Raw genomic sequence first — 17604 nt, forward strand, 5'->3', positions numbered from 1 at the left:
CAATGAGCACCGACAAACCCACAACGAACCAGCAAACGCCCCTGTATTCGCATGTCCTGCGCATTTCTGATCTGTCTACTGGTGTGGACACACAGTTTGAACTAGTGCCCGCAGACGCCGATTGCAAAGCCATCGCTGAAGACCTTGGTCTGCCCGCTCTGCGAAAGCTGCGTTTCAAAGGGACGCTTTCGGCGCGCGGCAAAACGGACTGGCAGCTTAAAGCCCAGCTTGGCGCGACCGTTGTACAGGACTGCGTGGTGACGCTTGAGCCTGTGACTACACGCTTAGAAGAGCCTGTAAGCCGCCGCTGGGTGCGCGACTTGCCTGAGCTTGAGATGGGTGACGAGGTCGAGATGCCCGAAGATGAATCACTGGAAATCCTCGGGGCTGAAATTGATCTGGGCACGGTGATGATCGAATCCCTTGCCTTGGCGTTGCCGCTGTTTCCGCGGGTTGAGGGTGCAGAGCTTGCAGCCCAGAATTTCGCTGCCCCCGGTGTAACGCCAATGCGTGATGAAGACGCGCGCCCCTTTGCGGGCCTGTCTGCGCTGCGCGACCAGCTGGCGGGCGACAAGGAAAACGACGACGAATAAGTCGCCCGATCACAGAACAAAACGGGTTACAGCGCAAAAACAGGGCATATTGGGCAGATTCACCCAAATCAGCCCTTGCAAGAAATACGAATCCCAGTATTTTCCGCCTTCCTCCACAAGATGGGTTGGACAGTGCCCCGCAAAACGCGTATGAGGCGCCGAGACTCAGACACGGATTGAGATAACCGGCTTTTCGAAGCCTCAGAATTCAACGGGCCATGCGCCCCCAAAATCGAAGGTTGAGACCATGGCCGTCCAACAGAACAAAGTATCCAAGTCGCGCCGCAACAATCGCCGCGCCCACGACGCCCTGGTTGCTGCGAACCCGAACGAATGTTCGAACTGCGGTGAGCTGAAGCGCCCCCACCACGTTTGCCCATCTTGCGGTCACTATGATGATCGCGAAGTTGTCGCCATGGCCGATGAAATCGACCTGGATGACGAGGACGCAGCGTAAGGCACTTGCCCCGCGCGGGTGGGCATGTCAGAAAATCCCCGAGCATGGGATAAAAAATGACAATGAACGCCCCCAAACGCACAATCGTATCGGTCGACGCCATGGGCGGAGATCTTGGACCGGCAGCTGTCGTTGCCGGTCTTGCGCTGTCTGCAGACAAGAACCCGAATATCGGGTTTATTCTGCATGGAAACAAATCCGAACTTGAAAAACTGGTCGCCCGGACAAAAGGATTGTCTGACGTCTGTGATATTCGTCACGCCGACGAAGTCGTGACGATGGATGCAAAGCCCAGCTTTGTTATGCGCAATGGTCAGGACACCTCGATGTGGTCAACCATTGATGCTGTTCGCAACGGCGAAGCCGACGTGGCCGTAAGCTGCGGGAACACGGGCGCGCTGATGCTGCTTTCGATGGTCCGCCTGCGCAAATTGCCCGGCGTGAACCGCCCTGCCATCGCCTGCCTCTGGCCTTCGCGGAACCCAGAAGGGTTCAATGTGATGCTGGACGTGGGCGCTGATATCCGTGCCGACGACACCGACCTTTTGCAATATGCCCTGATGGGCGCGTCTTACGCACGCAACGGGCTGGGCCTTGCGCGACCACGCGTTGGGCTTTTGAACGTCGGAACTGAAGAACATAAAGGCCGGCCAGAGCTGAAAAGCGCTCACGAGCTGATCGGCGACGCCGCCGAGAGCGCCGATATCGACTATATTGGCTTCATTGAGGGCGGCGACATTCCGTCTGATCGCGTCGACGTCATTGTCACGGATGGGTTCACCGGCAATGTGGCGCTCAAAACCGCAGAGGGCACGGCAAGCTTGGTGTCTGGACTGCTTCGCGATGCGTTTAACGCAACGATCCTATCGAAGGTTTCGGCTTTGCTGGCGCTGACGTCACTGCGCCGCCTCAGCAAACGTGTCGATCCGCGCCGCAACAATGGCGGCGTGTTCCTTGGCCTGAACGGCACCGTCGTCAAAAGCCACGGATCAGCAGATGCGACGGGCATGTCAGCGGCCATCAAGCTGGCTTTCCGCTTGGGTGAAAGCGGCTTTAATCAGAAGCTTGCAGCTCGGGTTGCATCCGCAGTTGCGCCAAGCCAAGATGCCACAACAAAAAAACCGGAAGGTGAGCAGCCAGAATGACACTTCGTGCCGTGGTCAAAGGCGTCGGGCATTATCTGCCCGAACGCGTGGTTCCGAACTCGTATTTCGAAGACATTGTCGACACAACAGATGAATGGATTCGCACACGATCCGGTATTGAACGCCGCCACTTTGCCGCCGAAGGCGAAACCACCTCGCAGATGGCGACACACGCTGCGCGCGGTGCTCTGGAAGATGCTGGGCTTAAGCCTAACGACATCGACGCAATTGTTTTGGCAACTTCAACGCCAGACCTGACCTTCCCGTCCGTGGCCACAATGGTTCAAAGCGAACTGGGCATGACACGCGGCTTTGGGTTTGATGTGCAGGCTGTATGTGCTGGCTTCGTTTTTGCGCTGACCAATGCCAACGCATTGATCGTGTCAGGACAAGCCAAGCGTGTTTTGGTTATCGGTGCTGAAACATTCTCGCGCATTCTAGATATGAAAGACCGTGCAACCTGTGTCTTGTTCGGCGACGGCGCAGGTGCGCTTGTGCTTGAAGCGCAAGACGGCACTGGCACCAACGAAGATCGCGGCATCCTGTCTGCTGATCTTAACTCCGACGGCAGCATGCGCGAAATGCTCTACGTGGATGGCGGCGTGTCGACCACGCAAACCTCGGGGCACTTGCGTATGCAGGGCAACCCCTTGTTCCGTCAGGCCGTGGGCAAACTGACCGAAACGGCCGAGGCCGCATTGGACAAAGCCGGTCTAACGGATGACGATATCAACTGGATCGTCCCGCATCAGGCCAACATCCGCATCATTCAAGGCACCGCCAAGAAGATGGGTGTGCCAATGGATCGTGTTGTTGTCACCGTTCAGGATCACGGAAACACGTCCGCGGCCTCTATCCCGCTGGCCATGTCGGTCGCGCGCAGCGAAGGCAAGATCAAGGATGGCGATCTTTTGGTGGCCGAAGCTATCGGCGGCGGACTGGCTTGGGGGGCTGTGGTTCTGCGCTGGTAAGGCTGCGAATTACCCCAACGTCACCCTACGCACGGATCAGATCATTGCATTTCACTGCAAACTGACCTTTCCACCCCAAATTGCCCCGGCAAGCTTCTGCTTTCGCAAGTCATTGATATTGACTCGGAAATTCAAAGCTTCCATGCTTCGCAACAGTATCTGAACGCGCCCGGCGTCCAATCGCCAATAAATGGGCAATAAAAAAATATATTCAGGGGGACAATATGAGTGAAAAGACTTTGACGCGTATGGACTTAAGCGAGTCCGTGTTTCGCGAGGTCGGCCTGTCGCGCAATGAAAGCGCGCAATTGGTAGAAAACGTTTTGAACCACATCTCGGACACACTGGTCAGTGGCCAGAGTGTCAAAATCTCTTCTTTTGGAACATTTTCGGTCCGTGACAAAGCGGCGCGTGTGGGCCGCAACCCCAAAACCGGAGAAGAAGTGCCGATCCTGCCACGGCGTGTGCTGACCTTCCGTCCATCGCATCTGATGAAAGACCGGGTCGCCGCAGGAAACAAGCGCTGACATAGGCCGCTTGTGGACTGGAAACCGCCACAAGCAAAGCAACGATAAGAACGGGCAGAGACATGGACAAAAAGTCACCCGACGCCTTTCGCACTATTAGCGAGGTGGCCGATTGGTTGGGCGTGCCCACACATGTGCTGCGTTTTTGGGAAAGCCGCTTCACGCAGGTAAAACCAGTCAAACGTGCAGGTGGACGACGTTATTATCGCCCTGCCGATATGGAATTGCTTGGCGGCATCCGTAAGCTTTTGCACGAGGATGGCATGACCATCCGTGGCGTTCAGAAGCTTTTGCGTGAAAACGGCGTCAAACATGTGGCGGCTATGTCGCCCCCGTTGGATAGCGATGATCTGCGAGACCCGGATGGATCAAATGTGGTGTCCCTGACACCCGCCCCCGAACGGGAGCCGCAGAAACCTGTTCCCGCGCCAGAGCCTGAAGCACTGCAACCTGTTGACGCCCCGGCGGAGCAGAAGTTGGCAGAAACTTCGGCGCCTATTCAAGCGGATAGCCAGGAAACAGTGCCCGAGGCCGCGAGTGTTGCGCACGATCAGGACGTTCCGCCCACGTTGACCGACGCACCGGAAGAGGCTGAGGACCAGTCCGTTTCCTCCAGTGAGCCCGAAGCGGATACTGCAGCTGATCTGTTTTCCAAGCGTGCCGAAGAAACGCCTCAAGCCACCGCCGAAGCGCCCCAAGATCAAAGTACATTGGAGGCTGAAACCGAAGAGGAACCAGTCGAGGTCACACCAACTGAGGAGCTGGAAGCACCTGAGGTGAAAAGTGCCGACGACACGCCGCCTGCTGACTCGGCGGACGCTCAAACGGAAACCGCCCCGGCTGTCGCCATCGATGTCTCGCATATCTCACCTGATGTTGCGGACGATGCGTTTGTCGCAGCAGCCAAAGCATCCGTAGCGTCCAAGTTGCGCGCACTTAAGTCTTCTGGCGGTGCGTTGCCGGAAGGTGCCGTTGACGGAATGATCGCACGATTGAAGGATTTGGCGACGCGAATGCCCCCTGGCCCATCTGATGATGGGCGGGCTGAATGACGCTTGCGCAGATCCGTTTCGGAGACTTGGATATTTCATCGGAAGGAATGCGCGATTTCCCGGCTTTTCCCGCTTGCCCTGCCCGTGAAAATCACTATGTAAGAGCCTCAGTCGGGCTATGGCGCAGTCTGGTAGCGCGTCCGTCTGGGGGACGGAAGGTCGCAGGTTCGAGTCCTGCTAGCCCGACCAATTCAAAAACCGCCCGCCCGGCATTCGGGCGGGTGTTTTTGTATCTAACAGGCCGTCTTTCGGTCTGCGGCGAAGGAGGAACGCCATGAAATCCGGTGTCTTGGCGGATCATCAGATCAAACAGATGATCACAGAAGGCGGAATTTCCGCGTCCTCTCCGATTCTTAATGATCAGATCCAACCCGCGTCACTTGATCTGCGCTTGGGCGAAAAAGCCTATCGCGTGCGCGCCTCGTTCCTTCCAGGCAAGGGCGCCACTGTGGCGGATCGCCTGTCCGAGCTGACAATGCACGAGCTGTCTTTGACCGGTGGTGCCGTTCTGGAAAAGGGCTGCGTCTATGTGATTCCGTTGATGGAACGCGTGAACCTGCCCGAAGGTATGACCGCGGCAGCCAGTGCCAAAAGCTCGATCGGTCGTGTCGATCTAATGACCCGCGTGATCACCGATCAAGGGATCGAATTTGATCGCGTACCCGAAGGCTATGACGGCCCGCTCTACGCCGAGCTTTGCCCACAAAGCTTTTCGGTGGTGGCCCAACCCGGCCAACTTCTGAACCAGATCATTTTCCGCCAAGGAAAGACGATCTTATCGGATGAAGAACTGCGCGCCATACACGATCGCAACCCGATTGTTTCGGGTGATCCGGTGATATCAGATGGATTGGGATTCTCGGTTGACCTGAAGCCCGCCGAGGGCGATCTGGTGGGCTACCGCGCCAAACGGCACACAGGCGTTGTGGATTTGTCGAAACTGGCCCATTACGATCCGTCCGAGTACTGGGAAGAGGTCCGGACCACCGAGGGCCGCATCATCCTTGACCCCGGCGCTTTCTATATCCTTGTCAGTCGCGAGGCGATTGCGATCCCACCCGATTGCGCCGCCGAAATGGCCCCCTATCTTGCCATGGTGGGTGAGTTCCGCGTGCATTATGCAGGCTTCTTTGACCCTGGATTTGGCTATGACGCGGCTGGGGGATCGGGTTCACGCGGCGTATTGGAAGTCCGCTGCCACGAAGCCCCCTTTGTGCTTGAGCACGGACAAGTCGTCGGTCGATTGGTCTATGAAAAAATGAGCGAAATGCCCGAGGCCCTTTACGGTGTCGACATCAAGTCGAACTATCAGGGCCAAGGTCTGAAACTGTCGAAGCATTTCCGGTAGAACGCTTTAGTCGCCAGCTTGGCGTGGGCCCAGATAGGCAAGCCGATAGGCCAGTGCTACGCCAAACGCGCCACCAACGATGTTGCCGATTGTAACGTAAAACAAATTTGAAAACGCCGCAGTTGCCGACACATTAGCCCCGGCTGCCCAGCCCTGTGGGAAGAAGAACATATTGGCCACCGAGTGCTCCAACCCCAACAGCACAAACCCGGAAATAGGCCACAGAATTGCAAGGATTTTCCCGGTGACGCTGCGCGCGGCGAATGTCAGCCATACGGCAAGACAGACAAGTGCATTGCATAACGCGCCCCGCACCAGTGCTTCCATAATCGTCAGGTTCGCCTTGGCTTCGGCCAGTTTAACGGCTGTGGCCCCAACGGGCCCATCCAATAGCCCTGACAATCCGAAAGCGATCCCCAGCCCTACTGCACCGATCAGATTGCCCAGATAGACAATGCCCCAGTTCCGAAACAGCTGCGCCGGTGTGATCTTTCCATCCACCGCCGCCATCACCATCAATGCGTTCCCGGTAAACAGTTCAGCACCGCCGATGATCACAAGGATCAGCCCCAAGGAAAACACGATACCGCCCACAAGGCGCGCAGGGCCAAAGCTTGTGTCGACCCCGGTCATGACAGTTGTGTAGGCCGCTGCACCAAACCCAATGAAAGCCCCTGCCAGAATAGCCAAGACCAGCATTTGCGTTGCAGGAAGGGCCGCTTTGGACACGCCTGAGGTTTCAATCAGAGCTGCGATTACAGGCGGGCGATAAGCATCGTGGGACGTTGGATCACTCATTTGCACGACGTTAGCGGATCAAATCAGACGCGTCTAACCTTGTCCTACGAAAAGGGCCATGATCGATCCGAACGCAACAGGTCTAATCCTCGAACAGTTCCGACTGTCCTTCTGCGCTTTCCTCTTCCTCGTCACTGACAGGCCCAGGCATTGTGCCAGGGGGTGGACGGCTTTCCAGAAGTCCGGCCGAGCGCAGTTCTTTCAACCCCGGCAGGTCGCGCGCACTTTCCAAGCCAAATTGATCAAGGAAACCCGGAGTAACCACAAAAGTAACAGGACGGCCCGGTGTCATTCGGCGACGACCAAAGCGGATCCACTCCATCTCGATCAGTTGATCAATGGTGCCGCGGCTGACGGACACGCCCCGGATTTCTTCAATCTCGGCGCGCGTAACTGGTTGATGATAAGCGATAATTGCCAAGGTTTCGATGGCCGCACGGCTAAGCTTGCGTTGCTCGACTGTTTCCTTTTGCATCAGGTAACCCAGGTCAGGTGCTGTGCGGATGGCCCAAGCGTCCCCCACCTTCACGACCGATACACCCCGACCTTCATAGCGCTTGCGCAGATAGACCAAGGCCTCGGCCGCATCGCAGCCATGTGGCATCCGGTCTTCCAGCTCTTTCACGCTGACAGCTTCGGCCGACGCAAACAGGATGGCTTCCACCATACGTTCCTGTTCGCCCATCGGAGGGGCTTCAAACAAGCTTTCCTCGCGCGCGGCGGCTTCGTCTTGCCCATCACTGGGCGCATTACCAATCACATCATCCGTCATTCGATTTCCTGCGGATTTGAATGGGCGAGAACGTCTCGCCCTGTCTAAGCTCTAACTCGCCGCGCTTGGCCATTTCCAGCGTGGCAGCAAAGTTCGCAGCCATAGCCGAACGGCGTTTGGCCGGTTCGACCTCCCACCCTTCGGGCAGATAGGACGTCAGCTCTGTCCAATCTCCGGCATATCCAATTAACCCACGCATACGGTCCAAGGCCTGCTCCATCGTCATCACCGCGTCGCGGTCCATGACAAAGGGACGGAACTCGTCTTTGGTGCGAATGCGGGCGTAGCCCTGCATCAGGTCCAGAAGCGTGGCGGTGTAGGTCACCCGGCGCACGCGGGTCACATCTTCGGGCACACCGCGGGCGAAAAAGTCACGACCCAGCTGATCACGTGCCATCAACTTGGCAGCGGAATCGCGCATGCCCTGCAGGCGCTCCAACTGGAACGCAAGGTGGGCTGCCAGTTCTTCGCCTGACGGGCCTTCTTCGGTTGGGTCGGGTGGAAGCAAAAGCCGCGACTTCAGGAACGCCAGCCACGCGGCCATAACCAGATAGTCCGCAGCAAGTTCGATCCGAAGGTGACGCGCCTGTTCCACAAAGGCCAGATACTGAACGGACAGCTCCAACACCGAGATTTTGCGCAAATCCACCTTTTGTGTGCGCGACAGAGTCAACAGAAGGTCAAGCGGGCCCTCGAACCCCTCGACGTCAACAATCAATGCCTCGGCGGCCAACCGCTCGGACACTGACATCGCATCTTCTTGAAACTCTTCAGCTTCGCTCATCACCCGCCTGTTTCACTGCCTGACCTGTCATCAGGCTCTGAAATTCGGCGTCCAAAGCGTCAATGTCAATGGGAACGGGTGGTTTGCGCCACGAAAGCGCAGTTTCTGCCCGTGAAAGTGCATCCCCAGACAGATCTTCGCAGGCATCTGCGACCTCTTCCATCTGCTCAAGCACCCCGTTGCAGTGCAAAACGATGTCACATCCGGCCCTTAAGGCCGCACGCGACCGCACAGACAACGCCCCCGACAGCGCTTGCATGTTAATGTCATCGGTCATCAATAGACCGCCAAAGCCAATCTTATTTCGGATCAGAGCAATCATGTCTGGGCTTTGCGTCGCGGGAAGGTCCGGATCAATGTCTTCAAAAATGATATGCGCCGACATGCCCAGCGGTAGACCGGCCAACGGCTCAAACGCCATGAAATCTGACCAGCCCAGCTCTTTCGCTTTGGTTTTAACCCGTGGAAGCTCAAGATGTGTATCAAGCGTCGACCGACCGTGGCCGGGGATGTGTTTGACAACCGGAAGCACACCGCCGTCCAGAAGGGCCTGCGCCACGCTTGCGGCCCGTTCGGCCACTTTAACAACGTCTTCCCCATAGCAGCGATTGCGCAGAATTGGATGCGTATCAGCCGTGGCGATATCCGCCAATGGTGCACAATTCCCGTCAATTCCGACGGACAGAAGCTCGTCAGAGATCAACCGGTAACGAACATATAAGCTGCGCACTGAATCCCTTGGGTTCAGCTTCACCTGGTCAAAAGCCGGCAGCCATTCACGCCAATGTGGCGCGCCCATGCGGGCAACGCGGCCACCTTCCTGATCAATGAAAATGGGCACATCGCGCCCAACAGCGCCCCGAAGTTCGCTGGTTAGTGCGCGCAATTGATCTGGCGTTTCAACATTGCGGGCAAACAGAATGAACCCCCAAGGCTGCACACGCTCATAGAAGTCACGCTCGGCGCGCGATAGGGACGTGCCCTCGCAGCCGAATATATATGCGCCTTGGCGTGACATGATTATCTGGTCGCAACCGGAATGCAGGCGGCCTTGGACGCCATAAGCACTGAACAGAAGCGCCGTGCATCTGCCAGATCAGCAAACCCCATCGCGCGCAGGCGATAGAAGGTCTTGCCACCTGTCTGGGCTTTCTCGATCACCCGGGCCTTACCGCCCATGTAATCCTCGAAACGGGTGGCCAGAACGTCCCACTGTTCGCGGGCAACTTCTGTACTGTCAAACGCACCCAGCTGAACAAGCCGTGTACCAGATGCCAAGGTCGCAGGATCTACTTCCTTGGTGGCTGTCGTGGCGGTGCTGGGCGCAGTGGCCGCGACTTTGGTGTTCAGATCCGATGGCCTAAGAGCAGGACGCAAGGATTTGCTAACGCCAGGGACCGAGGCTGGAATGATTTTAACGCCGGGCACTGCGGCGGCAACAGCCTCTTCAACAACGGGTGCTGTCGGAACGGGTGTGGCTGCAAGCGACGCGATGACCTCGGTCGGTTGTGCTGGGGTGTCGCCACCCAGAACGGGCGCATTCGCGGCGACCTGTTCAGCAATCGCCAAAGCCGCGGCAACTGGATCAACTTCTTCTCCGGGCGCTCTGACATAGGCCTGAATAGCGGCTGCGGGGACAGTTACGTCTGTATCCGCGCGGGCAACTTCGGCAGTTATGTCTTCTTCAGTGGTCAGGGAAGCAGGTTCAGGGGCCAATACCAAACGGTCGGCGGGGGCCGAGGCCTCGCCTTCGGCCTGAACAGCATTTACGGCAAGACCTTGGTGATCCGCTGATTGGCCGCCGGGATTTACGGGCTGAACACGCATCGGACCTTCAAGCGCGCGCACAACCGGGATGCCAGTCACATCGCGCATGGCCAGTTTGTATCCCCAAACGCCCAATCCAACGATCAAAGCCAACGACACAGCCGCCCCGGCATAGTTCATCAGGCTTCCCGCTTTGCCATTGGCAGAAGCCCCGCCAGCAGGTGCGGCATAGCCGGGATCTTGGTGATACCCATACTGATCAGGCTGATCATATGGCGCCTGCAGCGCAGGACCACCATGCGCCGGATGCACATAGGCAGAACCGACAGCTGGGGCCGCAGTAGGTGCGGCCACAGGACGGGTCGCATGACCATAGTCAGGATGATTTTGATACGCCGGATGTGGGGTGCCTTGACCCCAGTTCATTTCTGCCATTTTGCCTCACACCCGGTATTTGAGGGGCTTGGCCTTATGGCTCTTTACACACCCTGCACCGGTCAAACTGCTCTACTCGAACCCAACCGGGGCGCCTTTGTCAGCGCATTTCCTCGGCCGGAGTTATGCCCAAAATACCCAATCCAGATGAAATGACAACGGCCACTGCGCGCGGCAGGGCGATTTTCGCCGCCGTTGAGTCATTATTGCCATCCTGAAGGAAGCGCAGCTCGGGATTGTCATTGCCGCGGTTCCACAGCGCGTGGAATTCGGATGCCAACTCATACAGATAGAAGGCAATCCGATGCGGTTCATGGGTGCGCGCGGCGATCTCGACCAAACGCGGCCATTCGGCCAGCTTTTTGGCAACCGCCAGTTCGGCTTCATCCTGCAAATCCGGCGTGTTGATCAGGGTCACGCCCTGCTCTTGCGCCTTGCGCAAAACAGACCGGACGCGAGCGTGTGCGTATTGCACATAGAACACCGGATTGTCCTTGGATTGCTCTAACACCTTGTCGAAATCGAAATCCAAAGGCGCATCGTTTTTGCGCGTCAGCATGACAAACCGCGTCACGTCCGCGCCCACTTGATCAACCACATCGCGCAGCGTGACGAAGGTGCCAGCACGCTTCGACATTTTAAACGGCTCGCCATTCTTATAAAGCTTAACCAATTGCGTAAGTTTCACATCCAGTGGCACCTTACCATCTGACAGCGCCGACACAGCCGCTTTCATGCGTTTTACATAGCCGCCGTGATCCGCGCCGAACACGTCGATCAGCGCGTCGAAGCCCCGTTCAACCTTGTCATAGTGATAGGCGATGTCAGGCGCAAAATAGGTCCAGCTTCCATCCGACTTTTTCACCGGGCGGTCCACGTCATCGCCATGCTCGGTCGATTTGAACAAGGTCTGCTCGCGTGGCTCCCAGTCTTCGGGCTTCTTGCCCTTGGGTGGCTCCAGCACGCCTTCGTAGATCAAGCCCTTGTCGGTCAGCGCCTCAAGTGCGCTTTCAATCAGACCTGTGCCATAAAGCGATTTTTCCGAATAGAAGACATCCATCTTCACGCCCAGCTGCGCCAGATCCTCGCGGATCAGATCCATCATCGCTTCGGTCGCGTATTCACGGATCTCTTCCAGCCAGAACTGTTCACCCTTGCCGACGAATGCATCGCCAACCTTGGCTTTCAGCGCTTCGCCAACAGGAATAAGATAATCGCCGGGATAAGTGCCATCCTCGAAAGCAACCTCTTGGCCGTGAGCTTCCAGATACCGCAGGTAAACTGACCGCGCGAGCACATCGACCTGCGCGCCGCCATCGTTGATATAGTATTCACGGGTCACATCATGCCCGGCGAGTTCCAGCAAACTGGCCAAAGCGTCGCCAAACACCGCGCCACGCGTGTGCCCAACATGCAATGGCCCGGTGGGGTTCGCCGAGACATATTCGACATTCACCTTCTGCCCTGCCCCCACGGTTGACCGGCCAAAGCCATCAACGGCAAGAACGGCTTCGACAAGACCTGTCCAGACGGATGCTGACAAACGCAGGTTCAGAAAGCCCGGTCCAGCCACTTCGGCAACATCGATCCGCGCATCTTCCACCAGCTTGCCCGCCAGAACGTCTGCGATGTCGCGTGGTTTCATTTTGGCAGGTTTCGCCAATACCATCGCGGCATTGGTCGCCATGTCCCCATGCGCCGCATCGCGGGGCGGTTCGACAGCCACGTTGTCAAAGCTCAGCCCTTCGGGCAAAGCGCCTTCGCTGACCATGGTGGTCAGGGCGTCGATCACAAGCGTGCGAATGTCGGCAAACAGGTTCATGGGTTTGGTCCTTTTCTCTTAGGCGCACTCCTAGCACCCCGGCCCCAAAGGTCAAGCGATGCGACAGTAGAACCCAGCAACGGCGCGTTTTAGCTGTGAACATCCTAAAGCAACCGGACCATGTACATGCAGGGCAGCCCCCTACCCGTCCAACCCCAAACGTGCGTGTTCCTGAAGGGCAAAACGATCCGTCATCCCCGCAATGTAATCCGAAACCAGCCGTGCCAAAGCGGTCTGCCCATTTGCGGCTTCGATCTCGCGGCACCATTCATCAGGCAATTCCATTGGATGAGCTAGGAAATGACCAAACAGATCACCGACCACTGCGGTAACCTGCGTGCGCATTTCCACCACGGACGGAGCACGATACATGCGTGTGAACAGGAACTGACGGATCACCTTCAAATCAGCCCACAAAGCTGGCGAGAACTGGATGACCGGGTGACCGAGTGCGCGAATGTCTTCCACGGTTTTGGGGTCCGCTTCTTGTAATAAAGCCTTGGAGGTCATCAGCACATCCTCGACCATCACGCCGAAAACACGGCGCAATGCCTCGTGCCGCCGCCGTCCCGCATCGAGATTCGGGTAAAGCCCGTCCACTTCGGAAATCGCAGCCCCCACGATGGGCAGCTCAGAGATTTCTTCCATGGTGAAAAGGCCCGCGCGCAACCCGTCATGCAGGTCGTGATTGTTATATGCGATGTCATCAGCCAATGCGGCCACCTGCGCCTCAGCGCCTGCATGGGTGGACAGTTCCAAATCATGCAGCGCGTTGTAGTCAGCCAGCGCGTAGGGCAGATCGCCCGTCACCGGGCCGTTGTGTTTGGCGATCCCCTCAAGCGTTTCCCATGTCAGGTTCAGCCCGTCCCAGCCTGCGTAATGCCGCTCAAGAGAGGTCACGATCCTAAGTGCCTGCGCGTTGTGATCAAACCCACCAAAGGGGGCCATCAGCTCATCCAGCTTATCCTCGCCGGTATGTCCAAACGGTGTGTGACCCAAGTCATGGGCCAGCGCGACGGCCTCGGTCAAATGACCGTTCAGCCTTAAATCCCCCGCAATTGTGCGCGCTACTTGCGCAACTTCGATCGAATGGGTCAGTCGCGTACGGAAATAATCGCCTTCATGTTCCACGAAGACCTGCGTCTTGTGCTTCAATCGGCGAAAGCCCGAGGAATGAATGATCCGGTCGCGATCCCGTTGATAGGGCTCGCGAAATTCGCTTTCCGCTTCCGCATGAAGCCGCCCCCGGCTGCCACCGGGCTGGGTTGCAAAGCTGGCAAGCATGGCTGCCCCTTTCTGCCTGTCATCGCAATAGCGATGCAGATGTCCCGTCTGCATCACAGATGTTCAGGACGTCTTGTCGCGCCCGTCTGGCCAACCTATATTCCCTTTGGCGTGAACATGAAACGGAATTCCCGATGGACCTGACCCTGCCCCCCAAAGTCACTGAACGAGCTTTCGCGCGTTTGTCCGAGATCGGCGCAAACGCACAGGGCAAAGCCCTTCGTGTAGCGGTCGAGGGTGGTGGCTGTTCTGGCTTTCAGTACGAGATTTCGCTGGATGATCCGGCCGAAGGTGATTTGGTTCTTGAAGGCAGCGGCGAGCAAGTGGTCGTGGATGAAGTGTCCCTGCCCTTTTTGACCAGCGCCGTGATCGACTTCACAGAAGAGCTGATCGGGGCGCGGTTTGTGATCGACAATCCGAACGCCACCGCTTCGTGCGGGTGTGGCACATCATTCTCGATGTGAACTTCAGGCTGCCATAAGGCCGGCCCCAACCTCCATTGCGCCCAACGCGTCTTCTTTCGCAATCCGCCATGCATAGGCGAAGTCGCTTTGCCACGAATTGCCAAGCTGGCGCTTTAGCGTGCCAATTAATGTGCTGGCAAGCAGTTCGCAGTGATCCGCATGCAGACCACGCATGGCCATCCGAAATCCAATCAACCGCAGCCCTGCTGTCAAGCTGACCTCTTTCCCAACAAACGCGACGATCATGCGATAAATCAGCTGCATCTGGACTGCGTGATCATCAATGTCGGCTGGAAACAGCACGCGGAGCTCTGGCGCGCGCTGGAAAAGCAGCGGGAAAAAGGCTTGCGCAAACGCGTCTTCCTTACCAACCAGCAAATCCAGACTGTGTTGGCATTGCGAGCGTGTCAGATGATCCATGGCAACGGCCTTTCCTTTGAAGCATTCGATTTGCCTCAAACTTGAAGGATTGAAGTTAATAACTTCTGACCAGCATCTAAGAAACTGCCCCGAACCCGCAATTTTCTTCCCCCCGGCCCCAGAACGCGTTAGGACGCGGCCATGAAATCCGACTGGCATACGATCATCATTGGCGCGGGCGCAGCCGGGCTGTTTGCAGCACCCTATGCCGCCAAGGCTAGGGCCACACTTGTCATTGATCACGCAAAGAAACCGGGTGAAAAGATCCGCATCTCAGGCGGCGGTCGCAGCAACTTCACCAACATGTATGCTGAGCCGAAGAATTTCCTGAGCCAGAACCCACATTTTCAAAAATCCGCGCTGGCCCGTTTTACCCAATGGGATTTCGTCGCGTTGGTCGATCAAGCGGGCATCAAATGGCATGAAAAGACGCTGGGGCAGCTTTTTTGCGATGAAAAATCCACCCAGATTGTCGAGATGCTGACGTCCCGATTGCGTGACGCTGGGGCCGAACTTGCGCTGTCGACAACCGTCGCCACTGTTACGCGCACTGAGGACAGTTTTCAGCTGGATACATCGCGCGGACCACTCACCTGCCAAAACCTTGTGATTGCCACCGGTGGCAAGTCGATCCCAAAGATGGGGGCAACCGGCTTTGCCTATGATATTGCGAGACAATTCCACCATGAGATTGTCGAAACGCACGCAGGCCTGGTGCCATTCACCTTCCCCGATGGGCGGTTCGCAGCGCTGGCGGGTGTTTCGTTGCCCGTGCGCGTCTGGAATGAGCGCGCCAGCTTTGAGGAAGCGTTTTTATTCACCCATCGCGGCCTGTCTGGCCCGGCGATCCTGCAAATCTCGTCCTATTGGCAGATGGGGGAAGCCGTTCACATCGATCTGGTCCACAATATGGGTCTGCTCGACAAGATGCGCGCCCAGCGCCAAAACGCGGGGCGCCACCAATTGTCCACCGAATTGGCCCGCCACCTGCCCGCGCGGCTTGTGGAGTTTCTGGCCACCGAATGGGCGGGTCAGTTTGATCTGACCCAGCGCCTTGCGGACCAATCAGACGCAGCTCTTGAGGCACTTGTTGCGCGCTTGTCCGACTGGCAGCTGACCCCATCAGGCACCGAAGGTTATCGCACGGCAGAGGTCACGCTGGGCGGCGTGTCCACCGATGGATTGGACAGCAAGTCCATGATGTCAAAAACCGTTCCGGGGCTTTATTTCATCGGCGAATGCGTTGATGTGACCGGCTGGCTGGGCGGGTTCAATTTCCAATGGGCATGGGCCAGCGCCCATGCCGCCGGACAACATATCGCTCAATCGTGACGCTTGATATGGCCACCAGAGCTGGCTTCGGCTGATACCTCGACCGCGCCATAGATATCGACACGAGCACCGGACGACGCGCGTGCTTCAACCTGATCTGCGTGAACGGACATGGAGCTGCCGGAACTGGCCTGTGCGTCGGCCGTGTCACATTCCAGTCCTTTGGCGCGCAGTTCCGCCCCCGACGAAACTTCCGCCGTCAACCGATCACAATCCCCATCAAGCGTGGCAGAGGAGCCCGAGCTGACTTTGACGGTGACTTCCGCTGACTTGACCCCTTCCAGATCTACCGCTGAACCAGAACTGATCTGCGCCGAAAATGTGGACGCAAAACCGTCTTCTGCCGACACCTGCGATCCAGACGACACCTTAAGCTCGGTCAGTTCCGGTAAAGTGACATGCACAATAATCGATGCATCCTGCATTTTCAGAAATGGTGAAAACCGCGCCAAGCCTTTCTCGGATTGGCTTAGGCTTATGGTGTCTCCGGACTGTTTCACATCCAAACGCTTCAATCCACGCGACTTGCCTTCGGCCCGCACTTCAAACGCCTTGCCTGCAGAAACTTCGACCTGCAATCCGGCGCTGACATGCAATTCATCAAAGGGGTTCACGTCAAAATTCTTGGTGTCGGCAAAAGCTGCGGTTGTGGACAGGGCAAAGCCCCCTGCCAATAAAATGTGTTTCATCAGAATTCTCCTATGGACAGGCTCTACATATGTTTACTCGATTTACATTCAAGCCTTCCCGACAGATTTCCGCCGCGACCAAGCCTAGATCCGATGCGCGCTTGTGCATCATGGCTGTTGCCCCTTACATAGGTTTGAATGACATCCGGAGGCCTTATGAAAATCGCCAGTTTCAACATCAATGGGATTAAGGCACGCCTTCCTGCGCTTATGGACTGGCTGGACGAGGCCCAACCGGACGTGGCGATCTTGCAAGAGATAAAGTCGATTGACGAGAACTTCCCCCGCGAAGCCTTTGAAGACAAAGGGTATAACGTCGAAACGCATGGGCAGAAAAGCTTCAACGGCGTGGCCCTTCTGTCCAAGCTGCCGCTTGAGGATGTGACGCGCGGATTGCCGGGCGACGACGAGGACGAACAAGCCCGTTATATCGAGGCCACCGTGGTGGGCGATCACGCCGTGCGCATCTGCGGATTGTATCTGCCCAACGGAAACCCGGTTCCGGGGCCAAAATACGATTACAAGCTTGCATGGATGGACCGGCTGCGCGCCCGTGCTGAGGGACTTCTGGCTGAAGAAATGCCCTTCCTAATGGCAGGGGATTACAACATTATCCCACAACCCGAAGACGCGGCACGTCCGCAGGATTGGATGGAAGACGCGCTTTACAGGCCGGAAAGCCGCGAGGCATGGCGCAAGATCCTGAACCTTGGCCTAACCGAAGCCTTCCGCGCCCGCAGCCCCGCGTCTGAACAATACACGTTTTGGGATTTCCAACGCGGCTCATGGCAGCGCAATGATGGCATCCGCATCGACCACTTCCTTTTGTCGCCAGAATGCGCGGACATGCTGGAAGACTGCCAGATCGACAAAGAGGTGCGCGGGCGCGAGAAGCCCTCGGATCACGTTCCCATTTGGATTAAACTTGCCGCGTAAAGGGCTGT

General features: G+C 57.2%; 19 protein-coding genes and 1 tRNA gene. 11 read left to right on the top strand and 9 right to left on the bottom strand.

The features are described from left to right. The first annotated feature begins 2 nt into the window (after nt 1-2). The 8 genes from AC0L6A_RS11225 (at nt 3) to AC0L6A_RS11260 (ending at nt 6093) form a co-directional block, all read left to right on the top strand. Complete coding sequence (locus tag AC0L6A_RS11225; protein ID WP_473290068.1) at nt 3-593, top strand: YceD family protein; 591 nt, start codon at nt 3-5, stop codon at nt 591-593. A gap of 247 nt (nt 594-840) precedes the next feature. Continuing rightward, nucleotides 841-1050 carry a 50S ribosomal protein L32 gene (rpmF, locus tag AC0L6A_RS11230; protein WP_108856658.1) on the top strand — a complete coding sequence of 70 codons (210 nt, stop codon included), beginning with the start codon at nt 841-843 and terminating at the stop codon, nt 1048-1050. 56 nt (nt 1051-1106) lie between these two features. After that, nucleotides 1107-2195: a phosphate acyltransferase PlsX gene (gene plsX, locus AC0L6A_RS11235; protein WP_473290070.1), complete on the top strand. Its 1089-nt coding sequence runs from the start codon at nt 1107-1109 to the stop codon at nt 2193-2195. Further along, nucleotides 2192-3166: a beta-ketoacyl-ACP synthase III gene (locus AC0L6A_RS11240; protein ID WP_473290072.1), complete on the top strand. Its 975-nt coding sequence runs from the start codon at nt 2192-2194 to the stop codon at nt 3164-3166. Before plsX ends, AC0L6A_RS11240 begins: the two co-directional genes overlap by 4 nt. Nucleotides 3167-3390: 224 nt before the next feature. Beyond that, nucleotides 3391-3693 (top strand): integration host factor subunit alpha, encoded by a 303-nt coding sequence (gene ihfA / locus AC0L6A_RS11245; RefSeq protein WP_473290073.1) that lies wholly within the window; start codon nt 3391-3393, stop codon nt 3691-3693. Nucleotides 3694-3755: 62 nt separating this feature from the next. Then, nucleotides 3756-4745: a MerR family transcriptional regulator gene (locus AC0L6A_RS11250; RefSeq protein WP_473290074.1), complete on the top strand. Its 990-nt coding sequence runs from the start codon at nt 3756-3758 to the stop codon at nt 4743-4745. Between the two features lie 112 nt (nt 4746-4857). Then, a tRNA-Pro gene (locus tag AC0L6A_RS11255) sits at nt 4858-4934 on the top strand. Nucleotides 4935-5019: 85 nt separating this feature from the next. Then, complete coding sequence (locus AC0L6A_RS11260; protein WP_473290075.1) at nt 5020-6093, top strand: 2'-deoxycytidine 5'-triphosphate deaminase; 1074 nt, start codon at nt 5020-5022, stop codon at nt 6091-6093. Nucleotides 6094-6099: 6 nt separating this feature from the next. Here AC0L6A_RS11260 and AC0L6A_RS11265 read toward each other — a convergent pair whose 3' ends face one another. The 7 genes from AC0L6A_RS11265 to AC0L6A_RS11295 all read right to left on the bottom strand — a co-directional run bounded on the left by AC0L6A_RS11265 (nt 6100) and on the right by AC0L6A_RS11295 (nt 13755). Beyond that, nucleotides 6100-6891: a formate/nitrite transporter family protein gene (locus tag AC0L6A_RS11265; RefSeq protein WP_473290077.1), complete on the bottom strand. Its 792-nt coding sequence runs from the start codon at nt 6889-6891 to the stop codon at nt 6100-6102. Between the two features lie 82 nt (nt 6892-6973). Then, the gene (gene scpB, locus AC0L6A_RS11270; RefSeq protein WP_473290079.1) at nt 6974-7663 is read right to left on the bottom strand and encodes an SMC-Scp complex subunit ScpB; all 690 of its coding nucleotides are present in this window, start codon (nt 7661-7663) and stop codon (nt 6974-6976) included. Further along, the gene (locus AC0L6A_RS11275; protein WP_473290080.1) at nt 7653-8447 is read right to left on the bottom strand and encodes a segregation and condensation protein A; all 795 of its coding nucleotides are present in this window, start codon (nt 8445-8447) and stop codon (nt 7653-7655) included. Before AC0L6A_RS11275 ends, scpB begins: the two co-directional genes overlap by 11 nt. After that, nucleotides 8434-9465, bottom strand: coding sequence for a glycoside hydrolase family 3 N-terminal domain-containing protein (locus tag AC0L6A_RS11280; protein WP_473290082.1), 1032 nt, complete (start codon nt 9463-9465; stop codon nt 8434-8436). Before AC0L6A_RS11280 ends, AC0L6A_RS11275 begins: the two co-directional genes overlap by 14 nt. A gap of 2 nt (nt 9466-9467) precedes the next feature. Further along, the gene (locus AC0L6A_RS11285; RefSeq protein ID WP_473290084.1) at nt 9468-10649 is read right to left on the bottom strand and encodes an SPOR domain-containing protein; all 1182 of its coding nucleotides are present in this window, start codon (nt 10647-10649) and stop codon (nt 9468-9470) included. Between the two features lie 100 nt (nt 10650-10749). Further along, nucleotides 10750-12471 carry an arginine--tRNA ligase gene (argS, locus tag AC0L6A_RS11290; RefSeq protein WP_473290086.1) on the bottom strand — a complete coding sequence of 574 codons (1722 nt, stop codon included), beginning with the start codon at nt 12469-12471 and terminating at the stop codon, nt 10750-10752. Nucleotides 12472-12612: 141 nt separating this feature from the next. After that, entirely contained in the window at nt 12613-13755 is a 1143-nt protein-coding gene (locus AC0L6A_RS11295; protein WP_473290088.1) for a deoxyguanosinetriphosphate triphosphohydrolase, read from the bottom strand. Nucleotides 13756-13889: 134 nt separating this feature from the next. Between AC0L6A_RS11295 and AC0L6A_RS11300 the strand changes: the two genes are divergently transcribed. Then, nucleotides 13890-14219, top strand: coding sequence for a HesB/IscA family protein (locus tag AC0L6A_RS11300; RefSeq protein WP_473290089.1), 330 nt, complete (start codon nt 13890-13892; stop codon nt 14217-14219). Between the two features lie 3 nt (nt 14220-14222). On the opposite strand, the gene AC0L6A_RS11305 is transcribed toward AC0L6A_RS11300, so the two are convergent. Next, nucleotides 14223-14639, bottom strand: coding sequence for a globin family protein (locus AC0L6A_RS11305; protein WP_473290091.1), 417 nt, complete (start codon nt 14637-14639; stop codon nt 14223-14225). 141 nt (nt 14640-14780) lie between these two features. Here AC0L6A_RS11305 and AC0L6A_RS11310 point away from each other — a divergent pair, with 141 nt between their 5' ends. Beyond that, entirely contained in the window at nt 14781-15971 is a 1191-nt protein-coding gene (locus AC0L6A_RS11310) for a BaiN/RdsA family NAD(P)/FAD-dependent oxidoreductase (protein ID WP_473290093.1), read from the top strand. On the opposite strand, the gene AC0L6A_RS11315 is transcribed toward AC0L6A_RS11310, so the two are convergent. Then, complete coding sequence (locus AC0L6A_RS11315) at nt 15962-16660, bottom strand: GIN domain-containing protein (protein ID WP_473290095.1); 699 nt, start codon at nt 16658-16660, stop codon at nt 15962-15964. The genes AC0L6A_RS11310 and AC0L6A_RS11315 overlap by 10 nt on opposite strands. Before the next feature lie 156 nt (nt 16661-16816). On the opposite strand from AC0L6A_RS11315, the gene xth reads away from it, so the two are divergent. Beyond that, complete coding sequence (gene xth / locus AC0L6A_RS11320) at nt 16817-17596, top strand: exodeoxyribonuclease III (RefSeq protein WP_473290096.1); 780 nt, start codon at nt 16817-16819, stop codon at nt 17594-17596. Nucleotides 17597-17604 lie beyond the last annotated feature (8 nt).

The organism is Aliiroseovarius sp. D2-2, from assembly GCF_055809455.1.